14 protein-coding genes are annotated in these 14,761 nt (G+C 75.7%); 5 read left to right on the plus strand and 9 right to left on the minus strand.

The genetic code is table 11. The annotated features are described in order from the left end of the window. Positions 1 to 108: 108 nt before the first annotated feature. From tsaD to tsaB, 3 genes are read right to left on the minus strand one after another with little or no spacing between them, the layout of a single operon-like run. Positions 109 to 1,257, minus strand: a complete 1,149-nt coding sequence (tsaD, locus tag J7W19_RS13630; protein WP_201768256.1) for a tRNA (adenosine(37)-N6)-threonylcarbamoyltransferase complex transferase subunit TsaD — start codon at positions 1,255 to 1,257, stop codon at positions 109 to 111. Then, positions 1,241 to 1,819, minus strand: a complete 579-nt coding sequence (gene rimI, locus J7W19_RS13635) for a ribosomal protein S18-alanine N-acetyltransferase (protein ID WP_004951368.1) — start codon at positions 1,817 to 1,819, stop codon at positions 1,241 to 1,243. Before rimI ends, tsaD begins: the two co-directional genes overlap by 17 nt. Further along, the gene (tsaB, locus tag J7W19_RS13640; RefSeq protein WP_004951366.1) at positions 1,816 to 2,493 is read right to left on the minus strand and encodes a tRNA (adenosine(37)-N6)-threonylcarbamoyltransferase complex dimerization subunit type 1 TsaB; all 678 of its coding nucleotides are present in this window, start codon (positions 2,491 to 2,493) and stop codon (positions 1,816 to 1,818) included. The genes rimI and tsaB overlap by 4 nt, the downstream gene beginning before the upstream one ends. Before the next feature lie 178 nt (positions 2,494 to 2,671). On the opposite strand from tsaB, the gene J7W19_RS13645 reads away from it, so the two are divergent. Next, positions 2,672 to 3,271 carry a hypothetical protein gene (locus tag J7W19_RS13645; protein ID WP_078588200.1) on the plus strand — a complete coding sequence of 200 codons (600 nt, stop codon included), beginning with the start codon at positions 2,672 to 2,674 and terminating at the stop codon, positions 3,269 to 3,271. A gap of 160 nt (positions 3,272 to 3,431) precedes the next feature. On the opposite strand, the gene J7W19_RS13650 is transcribed toward J7W19_RS13645, so the two are convergent. Further along, positions 3,432 to 3,704, minus strand: coding sequence for a hypothetical protein (locus J7W19_RS13650; RefSeq protein ID WP_040891756.1), 273 nt, complete (start codon positions 3,702 to 3,704; stop codon positions 3,432 to 3,434). A gap of 74 nt (positions 3,705 to 3,778) precedes the next feature. After that, on the minus strand, positions 3,779 to 4,711 hold the full coding sequence (locus J7W19_RS13655; protein WP_004951360.1) for an AraC family transcriptional regulator: 933 nt from the start codon (positions 4,709 to 4,711) through the stop codon (positions 3,779 to 3,781). A 105-nt stretch (positions 4,712 to 4,816) separates the two neighbouring features. Between J7W19_RS13655 and J7W19_RS13660 the strand changes: the two genes are divergently transcribed. Next, a complete protein-coding gene (locus J7W19_RS13660) occupies positions 4,817 to 5,680 on the plus strand; it encodes an NmrA family NAD(P)-binding protein (protein WP_040891753.1) in 864 nt (287 codons plus the stop codon). An 11-nt stretch (positions 5,681 to 5,691) separates the two neighbouring features. Here J7W19_RS13660 and tsaE read toward each other — a convergent pair whose 3' ends face one another. Genes tsaE through alr form a run of 3 tightly spaced genes read right to left on the minus strand, consistent with a single transcriptional unit; the run spans position 5,692 to position 8,696 of the window. Then, the gene (gene tsaE / locus J7W19_RS13665) at positions 5,692 to 6,246 is read right to left on the minus strand and encodes a tRNA (adenosine(37)-N6)-threonylcarbamoyltransferase complex ATPase subunit type 1 TsaE (RefSeq protein WP_004951356.1); all 555 of its coding nucleotides are present in this window, start codon (positions 6,244 to 6,246) and stop codon (positions 5,692 to 5,694) included. A gap of 48 nt (positions 6,247 to 6,294) precedes the next feature. Continuing rightward, positions 6,295 to 7,512, minus strand: a complete 1,218-nt coding sequence (locus J7W19_RS13670; protein WP_004951353.1) for an alpha/beta fold hydrolase — start codon at positions 7,510 to 7,512, stop codon at positions 6,295 to 6,297. Then, the gene (alr, locus tag J7W19_RS13675) at positions 7,509 to 8,696 is read right to left on the minus strand and encodes an alanine racemase (RefSeq protein WP_051072715.1); all 1,188 of its coding nucleotides are present in this window, start codon (positions 8,694 to 8,696) and stop codon (positions 7,509 to 7,511) included. Before alr ends, J7W19_RS13670 begins: the two co-directional genes overlap by 4 nt. A 181-nt stretch (positions 8,697 to 8,877) precedes the next feature. On the opposite strand from alr, the gene J7W19_RS13680 reads away from it, so the two are divergent. The 3 genes from J7W19_RS13680 (at position 8,878) to J7W19_RS13690 (ending at position 11,310) form a co-directional block, all read left to right on the plus strand. Further along, entirely contained in the window at positions 8,878 to 10,320 is a 1,443-nt protein-coding gene (locus tag J7W19_RS13680; RefSeq protein WP_004951347.1) for a bifunctional ADP-dependent NAD(P)H-hydrate dehydratase/NAD(P)H-hydrate epimerase, read from the plus strand. A 110-nt stretch (positions 10,321 to 10,430) separates the two neighbouring features. Next, positions 10,431 to 11,021: a Uma2 family endonuclease gene (locus J7W19_RS13685; protein WP_004951343.1), complete on the plus strand. Its 591-nt coding sequence runs from the start codon at positions 10,431 to 10,433 to the stop codon at positions 11,019 to 11,021. A 28-nt stretch (positions 11,022 to 11,049) separates the two neighbouring features. After that, entirely contained in the window at positions 11,050 to 11,310 is a 261-nt protein-coding gene (locus J7W19_RS13690) for a hypothetical protein (protein ID WP_004951341.1), read from the plus strand. Between the two features lie 18 nt (positions 11,311 to 11,328). Here the strand turns inward: J7W19_RS13690 and J7W19_RS13695 are convergent, their stop codons facing one another. Beyond that, positions 11,329 to 14,667 carry a serine protease gene (locus J7W19_RS13695; protein WP_152264796.1) on the minus strand — a complete coding sequence of 1,113 codons (3,339 nt, stop codon included), beginning with the start codon at positions 14,665 to 14,667 and terminating at the stop codon, positions 11,329 to 11,331. Positions 14,668 to 14,761 lie beyond the last annotated feature (94 nt).

Here is a 14,761-nt window from a genome sequence, read left to right on the forward strand (position 1 = left end):
AAAAGGTACAGCGCGGCGGCTTCGGGCGGAATGCCGCGAACAGGCCACCGGGGGCGGGCCGTTGGGGCGGCGGGCGCGCGAGTCCGGGGCGCGCCCGCCGCGGGCGGGCTAGGCGTCGTACAGGTTCTGCTTGCTCAACTCGTGTACGTGGTCGTGGGAGTGGCCGTGCCCGTGGGAATGCCCGTGGGAGTGCGCGTGGTCGTGCGCGCCCGGGACGTGCGGCTCCGTCACCGGCAGGGACGAGTCCGCCGGGAGGTCCCAGGACGAGGCGGCGCGGCCGCGGGCCACCATCTCGGCGCCGAGGGCCGCGACCATGGCGCCGTTGTCGGTGCAGAGCTTGGGGCGGGGGACGCGCAGGGTGATGCCGGCGTCCTCGCAGCGGCGTTCGGCCATGGCGCGGAGGCGGGTGTTGGCGGCGACGCCGCCGCCGATCATGAGGTGGTCGACGCCGTGGTCCTTGCAGGCGCGGACGGCCTTGCGGGTGAGGACGTCCACCACGGCCTCCTGGAAGGAGGCGGCGACGTCCGCCACCGGCACCGTCTCGCCCGCCGCGCGCTTCGCCTCGATCCAGCGGGCGACGGCGGTCTTGAGACCGGAGAAGGAGAAGTCGTAGAGGGGGTCCCGGGGGCCGGTGAGGCCCCGGGGGAAGCGGATGGCCTCCGGGTCGCCCTCGCGGGCGTAGCGGTCGATGACCGGGCCGCCCGGGAAGCCCAGGTTGAGCACGCGGGCCACCTTGTCGAACGCCTCGCCCGCCGCGTCGTCGATGGTCGAGCCGAGGGGCCGGACGTCGGAGGTGATGTCCGGGGCGAGGAGGAGGGACGAGTGCCCGCCGCTGACCAGGAGGGCCATCGTCGGCTCGGGCAGGGCTCCGTGCTCCAGCTGGTCGACGCAGATGTGCGACGCGAGGTGGTTGACGCCGTAGAGCGGCTTGCCGAGGGCGTAGGCGTACGCCTTCGCCGCCGAGACGCCGACGAGGAGGGCGCCCGCGAGGCCGGGGCCCGCCGTGACGGCGATGCCGTCGAGGTCCTTGGCGGAGACGCCGGCCTCCTTCAGTGCCCGCTGGATGGTGGGGACCATCGCCTCCAGGTGGGCCCGGGAGGCGACCTCGGGGACGACACCGCCGAAGCGCGCGTGCTCGTCCACGCTGGAGGCGACCGCGTCGGCGAGCAGGGTGTGACCGCGGACGATGCCGACGCCCGTCTCGTCGCACGAGGTCTCGATGCCGAGGACGAGCGGTTCGTCAGTCAGTGGAGCCATGGGTCATTCCCTCTTGCACAGCGTTGACGTCCGCGGCGGGGCCGCCGTCGGATTCCGTGGGCAGGCGCATCACCAGCGCGTCGACGTTGCCCGGCTGGTAGTAGCCGCGCCGGATGCCGACGGGCTCGAAGCCGAAGCGCTCGTAGAGGCGCTGGGCGCGGGTGTTGTCCACCCGGACCTCCAGCAGCACCTCGCGGCACTCGAAGGCGGTGGCGGCGGTGAGCAGTTCGCGGAGCAGCCGGGAGCCGAGGCCGGTGCTCCAGTGGTCGGTGGCGACGGCGATGGTCTGCACGTCGCCCGTGCCGTCGACGGCCGCGAGGCCCGCGTAGCCGACGACGCGCCCGGCCGTGTCCTGGGCGACGAGGTAGCGCCGGTTGGCGTTCGCGCCGCGCGCGTGCGCCAGCTCGGACCAGAACAGCCCCTTGGACCAGGCGTCCTGGGGGAACAGCGCGCGTTCCAGCTCCAGCACGGCCGGGATGTCCCACCAGCGCATCTCACGGACGCGCACGGTCTCGGCCCCGGGGTCCGAGGGGCCCGCCGACGGGCTCGCTGAAGGGCTCACTTCGGTGTGACCACCTTGTAGTTGGCCGGCACCTGGGCGTCCGGGCGGCGCAGGTACAGCGGCTGGACGGACAGGAACCCGGCGTCCGGACCCTCCGTGCGCAGCTTCTCCGCGGCGAGCGCGGCCAGCGCCGCCGCCGACTGGTGCTGCGGCAGGTCGGCCCGGACGTCCGTGAAGGCGTCGGCGTACAGGACGGCGCCGGCGCCGACGGCCGTCAGCCCGGCCAGCGGCTCGGTGAGCTCGGCGGGCCGGTCGACGGCGGGCTCGGTGACGCGGGTCCGGGCGTCGGCGTAGCGCGCCCAGTAGACCTCCTTGCGGCGGGCGTCCGTGGCCACCACGAACTCGCCGGTCAGCCCGGCGGCGCCGGCCGCGTAGGCGATGCCGTCCAGCGTGCACAGCCCGTGCACCGGCACGTCGAGCGCCGCGCCGAAGGTCAGGGCCGTGACGATGCCGACGCGCAGGCCGGTGTACGGGCCGGGGCCGACGCCGACGACGACGCCGGTGAGCTCGTCCAGCGTGCGGCCGGCCTCGGCGAGCACCCGGTCCACGGCCGGCAGCAGGAGCTCCCCGTGGCGGCGGGCGTCCACCTGGTGGGACTCGGCGACGGCGGAGTCCCCGTCGTGGAGGGCTACGGTGACGGCGGGCGTGGCGGTATCAAGAGCGAGCAGCAGCACAGTGACAAGCCTACGGCGCGCTGTGGGGCCGCCGGTGCCCGCGTGGGCAGGGTTCAGGGGTATCCCAGGGGCGCCCCGGAAGCGTCTCGGGGGCGCGGCGGTGGTGCGCCCGGGTGCTACGGTCGGGGCGGATGACCGTACGCCGCATGGCCGTATGGGGGACGAAAGGGTGCGCAGGGTGGCACGCAGCAGCTCCGGGGTGTTCGTGACCGGGCTCACCGCGGCGGCACTGGCCGTGGTGGGATACCTCGCCTACGAGGCGTCGGCCGCGCCCCACCGCGTCCACCGTTCGTCCGCCGCCGCCTCCGCGACGCCCGGCGATGCCAAGGGGTCGGGCAAGGACGACAAGGGCAAGGGCGGCGACGCGCGGAAGGACGCCCCGCCGGCCGTGCCGAGCGGCTCGGGCACGGGCAAGCGGGTGGTCTACTCGGTGGGCCAGAAGCGGGTGTGGCTGGTGAGCGGCGACACCAAGGGCGACGCCAAGGGCGTCCGGTCCTTCGAGGTCACGCCCAGCACGGTGAACCCGCAGCCGGGCACGTACGCGGTCACGTCCCGCGACCTCAACGGCCCCGGGTCGGACGGCGTGCGCCTGGAGCACATCGTGCGCTTCCTGCGCGACGCGAACGGGGTCGTCTTCGGCTTCAGCGCCGCCGTGGACGGCTCTCCGCCGCAGCCGGACCCGTCGAAGAAGACGGGCGGCGTCCGCGAGAAGCCGGCCGACGGGCTGGCCATGTGGGAGTTCGCGCCCAAGGGCACGAAGGTGGTCGTCGTCCCGTAGCGGCGCGTGCGATCGCGCCCGTAGCCGACGCGCGCGATCACGTCCCGTAGCGGCACGTGCGATCAGGGCCCCAGCGGCGCGCCCGGTCGCGTCCGTACGGCGCCCGCGGCGCGTGCGGCCGTCGCCCGGTAGCCGGCAGGTGCCGCTACGCGTCAGGGCGTCAGGCCGCGGCCCGGCGGTGCGGGCCGTCCGGCTCCCCCTCGTCGTCCGCGTCCGGCGCGGGACCGGGCGCCGGAGCGCGCGGCGGCGTGGAGACCGCGTCGGCGGCGGCGCAGGCGGCCAGGAGGTCGCGCACCGAGGGCGTCCGCTCGTCGGAACCGCTGTCCTCACGGCACGCACCGGCCGTCCGCGCGCGATCGTCCATGGCTGCTGGGGGCCGGGGCTCGTGGGCCGACATGAACGCCTCCTCGGGCAGCCGGTCAAGGTCAGGCATGCCTAACCATGTCTCTGCCTCCATGTCACCACGCGCGGCGGCAACATCGCAACATCTTCCCGACACCTTGTCGGTTACTTCTCGCGCGACGGCTTTGACGCGTGCGCGCGCCGCGGGACCGGCGACGAGATCTGCGACGGGAGGACCGGCGGCGGTCCCGACTCGGCCCGGTGGGCGCTCGGGCTGATACCCCTGACCCGCTTGAAGGCCGCGCTGAAGCCGAACGGATCGGCGTAGCCGACGCGCCGGGCGACGGCGGCCACCGTCATCCCGGGCTCGGTGAGCAGGTCGGCGGCCAGGGCCATGCGCCATTCCGTCAGGTACGTCAGCGGCGGCTCGCCCAGCAGCGCCTGGAAGCGCTTGGCGAACGTGGAGCGCGACACCCCGGCGACCGCGGCCAGCGACGGCAGCGTCCAGGCCCGCTCCGGCGCGTCGTGCATGGCCCGCAGGGCGGGCCCCGCCACGTCGTCCCCCAACGCCAGGTACCAGGCGGGCGGTTCGGCCCCGGGCCGGTCGAACCACTGGCGCAGCGTGCACACCAGCAGCCAGTCGAGCAGCCGGTCCACCACGATCTGCCGGCCGGGCAGACCGGTGGTGAGCTGGGCCTCCAGATAGCCGCGCATGGCGGCGCAGTCGTGCTCGTCGGGGACGACGGCGACCGGCGGGAGGGCGCACAGCAGCCTGCGGGGCACTTCGCCGGGCACGCGGTAGGCACCGGCCAGGAGCAGGGCGGGACCGTCACCGCCCCCCGCGCCCGGACCCGTCCCGGGATCGTCCGTGAACGCGAACGGCTCCGGCCCGCGCACGATCGCGGCCTCGCCCGTGCGCAGCGGCCGCGGCTCCCCGCCGCCGTCCCGGACGATCCAGCCCGCGCCGAGCAGGGGGACGCACAGGGTGAGGTAGGCGTCCTCGGTGAAGCGCAGCGTCCACGGCGGGGTCAGCACCGAACCGGCGAAGGCGGCGCCGTTGGCGCGCACGCCGCGCAGCAGGTCGTCGAAGGGGTCCATGATCCGCACGATATGCGGAGCCGCGCGGTCGGCGCGGACGACCGGACATGGAGCGCGGATGGCCGCCTATGTCCCGGGCGGCGGGCGCGGGATTGACTCGTCGGCATGACCGACAGCCTTACGCCTTCCCCTGATTCCCCTGACCCGCGTCCCGTCCTCGTCCTCGGAGCGACCGGCAAGACCGGCCGCCGCGTGGTGCGCGAGCTGCGCGCCGCGGGCGTGCCCGTCCGGGCCGCGTCCCGCTCCGGCGAGGTCCGCTTCGACTGGACCGATCCCGCCGGCTGGTCCGGCGCCCTGGACGGCGCCTCGGCCGTCTACCTGGTCGCCCCCGACGAGGGCTACGAGGCGGTGCCGGAGTTCACCGCGCGGGCCGTACGGGCGGGTGTCGGCCGGTTCGTGGCCCTGTCGGGCCGGGGCATCGAGCACGTCGGCCCGGACTTCGGGCAGGGCATGGCCACGGCCGAGGAGGCGGTGCGCGCCTCCGGCGTCGAGTGGGCCGTCCTGCGGGCGAACAACTTCAACCAGAACTTCGACGAGGACCTGTGGCGGGGCCCGCTGCTCGACGGCCGCCTGGCCCTGCCGATCGGGGACGTCCCGGAGCCGTTCGTCGACGCGGACGACGTCGCCGCGGTGGCCGCGGCACTGCTCACGCGCACCGCGCACACGGACGGCGTGACCGAGGTCTCCGGACCGCGCCCCCTGACCTTCGACGAGGCCGTGAAGGTGATGGGCCGGGCGGCCGGCCGGGAGATGGCGTACGTGGAGCTGACCCCGGCGGAGTACCGCGCCGAACTGTCGGCCGCCGGCCTCCCGGAGCCGGCGGTCAGGGCCCTGGACGCCCTGTTCGCCCTCCACCGGGAAGGGCACACGGCCACCGTGACCGACGGCGTGCGCCAGGTGCTGGGCCGTGAGCCGCTGGACTTCGAGACGTACGCGAAGCGGGCCGCGGCGGCGGGGGCGTGGAGGTAGGGGGACGGCCCCTAAAGGAGAGCCAGGGGGGACAGGTCGGCCCCGGCCCACCGCTCGCCCACGCCGCTCACCGTGACCGTGCGGACGTCGTCGGCCTCGGCGTCGTCGCCGTCCGGCGTGGGCGCCTCGGTGCCCACCGCGCGTTCGATGACGACGCGGAGGCGGTCCTCGGACAGGTCCTCGACCTTGCCGTCGCCCCACTCCACGACCGTCACCGACTCCGGCAGCGAGACGTCGAGGTCCAGGTCCTCCATCTCGTCGAGACCGCCGGACAGCCGGTAGGCGTCGACGTGGACGAGGGCGGGGCCGCCGGTCAGCGAGGGGTGGACGCGGGCGATCACGAACGTCGGGGACGTGACGGCCCCCCGGACCCCCAGCCCCTCGCCGAGGCCGCGCGTCAGCGTCGTCTTGCCCGCCCCCAGCTCGCCCGAGAGCAGCACCAAGTCACCGGCGCGCAGCAGCCCGGCGAGTCTGCGGCCCAGTTCCCGCATGTCCTCGGACGTCCGGACGGTGAGCTGCGCGACGGCCGTGCTGGTCGCGCCGGAGGAGTCGAGCGGGGCGTTCATACCGCCCGATGGTACGGGGTGCGGGGGCGCGCTTCGGGCGGGACCGCCTCACCCCTCGCCGCGCGCCCCCGCCTCGTCCCGGCGCCCCGCGCCGCCCGGTTCCGCCGCCGTGAGCAGGTCCGCGAGGCGGGCGTCGACCGTGGCGGGCTGTTCGAGCATCACCAGGTGGCCGGCCCCCGGTACGAGGACGAGCTCGGCCTCGGGGAGGGCGGCGGCCATGGCCTCGCTGTGGGACGCGGGGGTGATCAGGTCCTTCTCCCCGGCGAGCACGAGCACCGGCACCCCCCGGAAGACGTCGAGGGCCGCCGTCTTGTCGTGCTCCGCGAACGCCGGGTAGAACTCCGCGACGACGTCGACCGGCGTGCTCTCCAGCAGCCGCTCGGCGAACCGGGCGACCCCGGGATCGACGTCCCGGGAGCCGAACGAGTAGCGCCGGTAGACCCCGGCGAGCAGGTCGGCGCTGAGCCGGCGCCCCTTCTCGACCAGCTCCGTCTGGGCGGTCATCAGCCGGAAGGCACCCGGCAGTACGCGCCGCACCACGTTGATGCCCAGGGCGGGCAGCCCGAAGGTGACCTCGGCGAGCCGGCCGGAGGACGTACCGACGAACGCCGCGGCGGCCACCCGCTCCTCGATCAGCCCGGGGTACTGCGAGGCCAGGGCCATCTGCGTCATCCCGCCCATCGAGTGCCCCACCAGCACCAGCGGCCCCTCGGGCGCCGCCGCCTCGATGACGGCCTTGAGGTCCCGGCCCAGCAGGTCGATGGAGACCGTCCCGGTGCCGTCGCGCTGCCCGCGCCCCCGCTCGGAGCGGCCGTGACTGCGCTGGTCCCAGTAGACGGCGCGGACGGCACCGCGCAGGGCGGCGCGCTGGAAGTGCCAGGAGTCCTGGTTGAGGCAGTAGCCGTGGCTGAAGACGACGGTCAGGGGCGGACGGCCGGTCTCCCGGGCGTCCGGAGCCGCCTCCTCGACCTCGTAGTACAGCTCGGTCCCGTCGTCGGCGACCGCCGTCCCCGGCGTGCCGCGCAGCGTCCCGTAGGGGCCCGTCGAGTCCAGGGCCAGCCGCGCCTTGCGGCGCATGCCGCGGCCCACGGTCAGCCGTTCCACGGCGACGCCCGCCGCCGCGCCGGCCGCGAGCACCCCCACGGCCGCGCCGGCGACCCCCGCGCCGCGCAGCCAGCCGGAGGCGCCGGTCCGGCCGGGACGGGCGGCCGCGGCGGCGACGGCGCCGAGGGCGGCCGGGTCCGGAACGCCGCCCGCCTCGCTCATCCGGCGGCTCCCGGCTCGGCGGGCGCGGCGTTCTCGTCGTTCTCGTCCTCCACCCCCACGTACACCCGCGGCACCCGCCGCGTGATCCGCGTGATGACCTCGTACCCGATGGTCCCGGTCGCCCGCCCCCAGTCCTCCGCGGTGGGCTCGCCCCGGTCGCCGGGGCCGAAGAGGACGGCCTCGTCGCCGGGCTCGGCGGTGTCGTCGCCGAGGTCGACCACGAACTGGTCCATCGCCACGCGCCCCGCGATCCGCCGCCGCCTGCCGCCGATCAGCACCTCGCCGGTGCCGGAGGCGGCGCGCGGGATGCCGTCCGCGTAGCCGAGGGGGACGAGGGCGAGCGTCGTCTCCCCGGGGGTCGTGTACTGGTGGCCGTACGACACGCCCAGCCCGCCGGGCACCCGCTTCACGGACGCCAGGGAGGCGGTCAGGGTCATCACGGGGCGCAGCCCGAAGTCGGCCGGGGTGCCGATCTCGGGGCTCGGGGATATGCCGTAGACGGCCACCCCGGTGCGGACCAGGTCGAAGTGGGTCTCGGGGAGGGTCAGGGTCGCCGGCGAGTTGGCGATGTGCCGCACCTCGGGGTCGAGGCCCTGGGCCTCCGCGTACGCGACCGCGTCCCGGAAGACGTCGAGCTGGGCCCGGATGGACGGGTGCCCGGGCTCGTCCGCGCAGGCGAAGTGCGACCAGACGCCGGTGACGCGGAGCGCGCCGCCGAGCTCCGCCTCGCGGGCGGCGGCGACCAGCTTCTCCCAGTCGCCGGGCGTGCAGCCGTTGCGGCCGAGACCCGTGTCGATCTTCAGCTGGACCCTGGCCGGGCGGCCGGCGGCGCGGACCGCCGCCAGCACCTCCTCCAGGGCCCACAGCCCGCTCACCGAGATGTCGACGTCCGCCTCGACGGCCTCCCGGAACGGCCCGCCCGGCGTCCACAGCCAGCACAGCAGCCGGCCTCTGTCGCCCGCCGCGCGCAGGGCCAGCGCCTCCGTCGGCAGCGCCGTGCCGATCCAGGCCGCCCCCGCCCGGCGGGCCGCCCGCGCACAGGGCACCATGCCGTGCCCGTACGCGTTCGCCTTGACCACTGCCATCAGCTGCGCCTTGGGGGCAAGGGCCCGCAGAACGCGCACATTGGCCCGCAACGCGGCCAGATCGACCACGGCACGGGCGCGCATCGGTGTCTCGTTCATCCCCGCCAGTGTCTCAGGCCACGGCCCCGGCGGGCGCGGTCCGGGGGCCGGGGGTACGGGACCCGGGTGGCGGACACCGCTGCGGCCCGGGCCGCGGCGGCGCCCGGACGGCCGCCGTAAGGGACACCGATCGCCCCCACCCGCGTGCCGCCCCACCGCGCCGCCGGGGACACTGGACGGCATGAGAACCGGCTACCGCGTGGACACCGTACGGGCCGCCGAGCGAGCGCTCATGGCCGAACTCCCCGAGGGCGCCCTCATGCAGCGCGCCGCCGCCGGCCTCGCCGCCGCGTGCGCGGGGCTGCTGGAACGGGTGTCAGGGGCACGGATCGCACTGCTGGTGGGGAGCGGGGACAACGGGGGCGACGCCCTCTACGCCGGCGCCCGGCTCGCACGGCGCGGCGCCGGGGTGACCGCCGTGCTCCTCACGCCGGAGCGGGCGCACCCGGGCGGCGTACGGGCACTGCTGGCCGCCGGGGGGCGTACGCGGGACGCCGGGCCGGCGGGCCTCCGGGCGATAGAACGGGCCGACCTCGTCCTGGACGGCATCGTCGGCATCGGCGGCAAGGGCGGCCTCCGCCCGGACGCGCTGCCGGTGGTCCGCGCGGCGGAGGGCGCCCTCGTCGTCGCCGTCGACCTGCCCAGCGGGGTGGACGCGGACACCGGCGAGGTGCGCGGCGACGCGGTCCGGGCCGACGCGACGGTCACCTTCGGCACGTACAAGCCCGGCCTCCTCGTCGATCCGGCCCGCGAGCACGCGGGGGCGCTGCGCCTGGTGGACATCGGTCTCGGGCCGCACCTGCCCGCCGTCCCGGACGTCGAGGCGCTCCAGCACGCGGACGTCGCCGGGCTGCTGCCGCGTCCCGCCGCGGAGAGCGACAAGTACCGGCGGGGCGTCGTCGGCGTGGTCGCCGGTTCGGCCCGCTACCCGGGCGCGGCGGTCATGTGCGTCGCGGGCGCGCTGCACGGCGGCGCGGGGGCGGTCCGCTACGCCGGTCCCGCCGCCGACGCGGTGATCGCCCGCTTCCCCGAGACGCTGGTCTCCTCCGGCCGTCCGGCCGACGCCGGGCGGGTGCAGGCGTGGGTCGTCGGCCCGGGCCTGGGCGACGGTACGGAGGCCCGCCGGGCCCTCGACGACGTGCTCGCCTCCGACGTCCCGGTGCTGGTGGACGCGGACGGGCTGCGGCTGCTCTCCCCCGACGCGGTCCGCGCCCGCCGCGCCCCGACCGTCCTCACCCCGCACGCGGGGGAGGCGGCGGCGCTGCTGGGCACGGCCCGCGAGGAGGTCGAGGGCGCCCGCCTCGCCGCCGTCCGCGCCCTGGCCGAGCGGTTCGGGGCGACGGCGCTCCTCAAGGGCTCGACCACCGTCGTGGCCGCCCCGGACGGCGGCCCGGTCAGGGTCAACCCCACCGGCACCCCCTGGCTGGCCACCGCCGGCAGCGGCGACGTCCTCAGCGGCCTCACCGGCTCCCTCCTCGCCGCCGGCCTCCCCGGCCGCGACGCGGCGGCGGTGGGCGCGTACCTCCACGGCCTCGCGGCGCGCGCCCTGGGCGAGGCGCCGATCACCGCGATGGGGGTGGCGGAGGAGCTGCGGGGGGTGTGGGAGGACGTGGCGGCGGGGTGAGGCGGGGATGCGGTCCGGTGCGCGCACGGCCGTGGACGGGCACTCGAACCCCCGTTCCGCACCGGCGCCTTGGCCTCATGGGCCTGGAGCGGCGCGGATACACTGAGACCGTGAGCCTTGATGAGATCTACCGGCACCTGCGCGAGTACCGGGACGAGCTCGTGCCGCCCCCGGGGTTCGCCCCGCCGGAAATCAGCGGCGGACAGATCATCATGATGATGAGCCCGTCCCGGGCCCACGACCTCAACGCCCTGCGCATCCGGCGCCAACTCGACTCGCAGCTCACCGGCGATCTCGTCGCCGTGAACCTGGGGGACGTCGAGGACGTGTCCCTGGGCAAGCTCCGGCGCCCGGACGTGCTCGTCGTCCCGGAGTCCGCCTTCGAGGCGGACAGCAGCGCGGAGGACGCGCGCGGCATCGACCCCCATGCCGCACGGCTCGTCGTGGAGATCGTCTCCCCCGCCAACCCTGAGAACGACTACGAGGGCAAGCTGCGCGACTACCCCGCCATGGGCGTGCCGCACTACCTGATCGTCGACCCCCGCCGGGGCGTGTGCGTCCATCACTGGCACATCGGTTCCCGTGACGGCAGGCCCGTCTACGAGGGCACGGCCCCTTACGCCTTCGGCGACAAGATCACCATCGGCGAGTGGACTCTCGACACGAGCGAACTGCGCCGGTACCGGCCGGAGACCGCCTAGCGACCGGCTCGACTTCCAGGGGAAACTCATGCCCGACGTCCATGTTCCGATCCCCGCCGAAACGCGCGACCGCCTCACGGCGGCCGCTGCTGCGGAGGGCCTGTCGCTACGGGCCCACCTCATGCGACTGGCCGGCGATTCGGCCCGCCCAGCGCGGGACGGCACCCGGGCCGACCGGGTCCGGCAGGCGCTGCACGCCTGGAACGGCTACGACCCGGACCCGGAAGAGGAGGCACGGCTGGACGCGGAGCTGGACCGCCGTATCGCCGAGGCAGCCGCCACCGGATGACGCGCCGACGGCACCCCCTCACTCCCCCCGATACGTGAGGAACCGCCCCCGCATCGTCTCCTGATAACCCGTCAGCAACTCCGCGTTGGCCACCGGCCCCGAGTGCTTGATGTACACCTCCACCCCCCGCAGCTCCCGCAGGAACGACAGGTCCATCACCTCGCCCGTGCCCTCGGGGGTGTGCAGGGTGAGCACCTTGAGGCAGGGGTAGGCGGACGGCAGGTGGGAGAGGCCGGTGAGGGAGTCCAGGCCGAGGGAGAGGTGGCGGACGCGGGGCAGGGGTTCGGCGTGTTCCAGGAAGCGCGGGTCCTCGCCCATGATGCTCAGGGTGTGCAGGCCGCGCAGCGTGGCGAGGGCGGCGCGGGCGTCCGCCGGGAAGAGGGAGTACTCGAAGGAGAGCCGGCGCAGGCAGGGGTGGCCCTCCAGACGGACGGCCTCCGGCTCCCAGGCGGAGGCCCAGCGCCCGAGGACCAGCTCCTCCAGGCCGGGCGGCAGCCGCAGGGCCGGCGGTTCGCCCTCCGGCTGGAGCCAGTCGAGGTGAAGGGAGCGCAGCCGGGCCATGCCGGGCAGCCGCTCCAGCCCGTCCGGGCGTTCCCGCAGGGACAGCCGGAGGCGTTCGAGGGCGCCGCTGGGGACGGCCCCGAGATGGGTGACGCGCCGGGTGTCGGCGATCCGCAGGGACCGCAGCGGCGGGGCGTCCCGGAGGAAGCGGAGGTCGGTGTCCTCCGGGCCCTCCCGCAGGGACAGGTCCCGCAGGACGGGCGTCACCGCCTCCCGCAGCTCCTCCGGCCGCCACACCCCCCGGCACCACACCTCGGGCCGCCCGCCCAGCCGGGCCAGCTCCCGCAGGTGGGCGACGCTCTTGGCGACGAAGGCGAGTCCGTCGTCGTGGGAGAGTTCGCCGATGACGGCGTCGGCGTAGTGCCGGGTGTCGAAGTTGTCCCAGGACCAGGCGAGTTGGGCACGCACCTGGCGGAACGGGTGCCGGGCGTAGCGGGCCAGCAGCGGGATCGCCCGGTCGTCGGCGACCGCCGTCGCGGTGACGACGACGGCGTGCGCGACCTCGTCGCCCAGCCCCTCGCCGTACGGCCCGCCCAGACCCTCCGGCCCCGGCAGCAGGTCGAGGACGACCTGGCCCGCCTCCGCCAGCGCCTTCGCCGACTCCGTGTCGCGCGGCGGCACCAGCTCGGCCGCGGCCCGCTCGACGCGGTCCCGTACGTCCGGGGCGATCTCCGTCGCGTGCTCCAGGCAGGCGGCGGCGAGCAGCCGCAGCCGGTGCCGGTGGTGCGCCTCGCGCTCGCCGCGGTCCAGCAGCATCCGCAGCAGCTCGCCCCGGGCCCGGGGCGGCGCGTGGCCGACGGCCATCCGCAGGACGTCCTCCCACTGGTCGTCGTGGGCGTTGTTGACGAGCAGGTCGAAGTCCCAGTCGTCGACGGCGGCCTGGGCGCCCAGGAAGTCCTGGAAGGTGCGGTGGATGAAGTCCAGCGTCTCGGTCGTCGGCTGCCGCAGCAGACCGCTGCGCAGCACCAGGTGGCGCAGGATCTCCTCGGCGCTGCCGCGCGCGGCGACGGCGGGCATGGCGGGCAGCGCCCGGTCCAGGATCTCCACGGCCTTGTGCCACTCGATCTGCGAACGCCCGTTGCGGATGAGCCAGTACGCGATCTTCTGGAGCAGCGCCGGCTGCGCCTGCTCCAGCTCGGGGCCCTCCAGCCCCACCGCGATGTCCCGCTCGCGGTCGCGCCGGATCAGCAGCAGGTCCAGGGCCGCGCGGTACAACTCCATCCGCCCGTGCGGGAGGTAGCCGCGCCGGGACCGGTTGAGGGCGCAGATCAGGGCGCACATCAGCGGGTTGGTGGCCAGCCGGCCGAGGTCGCGCTTGGTGACGACGGCGGCGGCCAGCGCGTCCCGGAAGCCGCGCAGCCGCTCGTCCCGTGACTGCCCGGCGGCGGTGTGCCAGCGGTCGATGAAGGCGAGGACGTCGGCGCGGCCCATCGGGAGCAGTTCCAGCTCGACGAACCCGGCGTCGGCCAGCCAGCCCTCGCGGACCGCCGACGGCCGGGTGGTGATCATGTAGCGGGCCTCGGGGTACGCGGCGAGCAGGTCCTTCACCCAGGCCAGAGTGCGTCTGCGGTCCGCCTCGGGGACCTCGTCCACCCCGTCGATCAGCAGCAGCACCGTGCCCTCGGTGAGCCGGCGGGTCACCCAGCCCTGCGCGGCCGGCAGCCCGGCCAGCGGGCGGGCCGCGGCGGCCAGGAACTCCTCCGGCTGCGGCGGCTCCCCGCCGCGCACGAGGTTCCGCAACGGCAGCAGCAGCGGTAAACAGCCGCTCAAGTGCCCCAGCCCCGGCGGCAGATCACCGCGCGCGGTGACGGTCGCGAGCCACTGGAGCAGCGTCGTCTTGCCCGAACCGGCCGCGCCGCGCAGCAGCACCCGCCGGTGCCCGGCCAGCGCCTCCTCCGCCCGGCGGGGCGTCGGCTCGGCGCGGTCGGGCGGTTCGACGGCCGTCCGCAGCCCGAACCCGTCGCGGCGCGCGTCCCGCTGCCGGCCGACGAGCTCCAGGCTGAGGTACGCGGTGTCGAGCGGCCACGTCTCGGCCTCGCCGTCGGAGAGGGTCAGCCCGATGATCGTCAGCTCGCCGGACTTCTCGATCACGTAGTCGCGGAACCGCCGCTCGAACTCCTCGGTCTCCAGCTGCCGGGGCGAGGCCAGCGACCGCGACTCCGGCTTGTGCCCGGCCAGCAGGCACGCGCTCAGGAACCGGAAGTCCGCCCACAGCGTGGCCGACGGCGTCACCGTCAGCCGCCCGTGCCGCCAGCCCGCCGGATCCGCGCACACCACGCCCGCGAGCAGCCCCTCCACGAACACGCCCGCCCCGGACATGCCGGCCCACGGCGAACCGCCGCCACCGGGCGCCTCCGGCGCGCCGTGCGCGCAGTCGAGGACGTGCCGGCCACTGAGCAGGTTGCTGCCCGGCTTGAGCGTGCCGAGCAGCTGCTCGGTGTCCAGCTCCCCGTGCCCGTCCCGCTGCGCCTGCGGGAACCCGATCGCCTGCGCGCCGGCCCAGGTCCGCAGGTCGTACGCCCGCCCCCAGACCAGCGGCTCGAAGCCGGCCGCCACGTCCTCCGGCACGACGTCCCGCTCGGCGACGAGCAGCGCGGCGTCGCACCGCCGGCTGTCGTCCCGCGCCCACACCACCCGGCAGCCCACCTGCCCGACGCCACCGGGCACGATCACCCGCGGCGCGGCGCAGCCGCCGACGACGTGGGCGGCGGTGAGGACGACCCGGGGGGTGAGCAGGTAGCCACTGCCCTGGGTGTCCCCGAACACCGCGGCGATGCGTTCTTTTGCGGGGTGCACTTCCGTCCCTTTCCGCGCTGTCCGCTCATGGGCGTCAACGCCGACCATACGCGCGGGAGATGGGCGCGGAGCCACGAACGCGCGGATCGGTGGG

Origin of the sequence: Streptomyces mobaraensis NBRC 13819 = DSM 40847 (genome assembly GCF_017916255.1) — a bacterium.
GTDB classification, from domain to species: domain Bacteria; phylum Actinomycetota; class Actinomycetes; order Streptomycetales; family Streptomycetaceae; genus Streptomyces; species Streptomyces mobaraensis.

Bases quoted from the DNA above. Each gene is read 5' to 3' on its own strand.
- tsaD (WP_201768256.1), bottom strand. From the start codon at position 1,257: ATGGCTCCACTGACTGACGAACCGCTCGTCCTCGGCATCGAGACCTCG.
- J7W19_RS13650 (WP_040891756.1), bottom strand. From the start codon at position 3,704: ATGCCTGACCTTGACCGGCTGCCCGAGGAGGCGTTCATGTCGGCCCAC.
- J7W19_RS13655 (WP_004951360.1), bottom strand. From the start codon at position 4,711: ATGGACCCCTTCGACGACCTGCTGCGCGGCGTGCGCGCCAACGGCGCC.
- J7W19_RS13660 (WP_040891753.1), top strand. From the start codon at position 4,817: ATGACCGACAGCCTTACGCCTTCCCCTGATTCCCCTGACCCGCGTCCC.
- tsaE (WP_004951356.1), bottom strand. From the start codon at position 6,246: ATGAACGCCCCGCTCGACTCCTCCGGCGCGACCAGCACGGCCGTCGCG.
- J7W19_RS13670 (WP_004951353.1), bottom strand. From the start codon at position 7,512: ATGAGCGAGGCGGGCGGCGTTCCGGACCCGGCCGCCCTCGGCGCCGTC.
- alr (WP_051072715.1), bottom strand. From the start codon at position 8,696: ATGAACGAGACACCGATGCGCGCCCGTGCCGTGGTCGATCTGGCCGCG.
- J7W19_RS13680 (WP_004951347.1), top strand. From the start codon at position 8,878: ATGAGAACCGGCTACCGCGTGGACACCGTACGGGCCGCCGAGCGAGCG.
- J7W19_RS13690 (WP_004951341.1), top strand. From the start codon at position 11,050: ATGCCCGACGTCCATGTTCCGATCCCCGCCGAAACGCGCGACCGCCTC.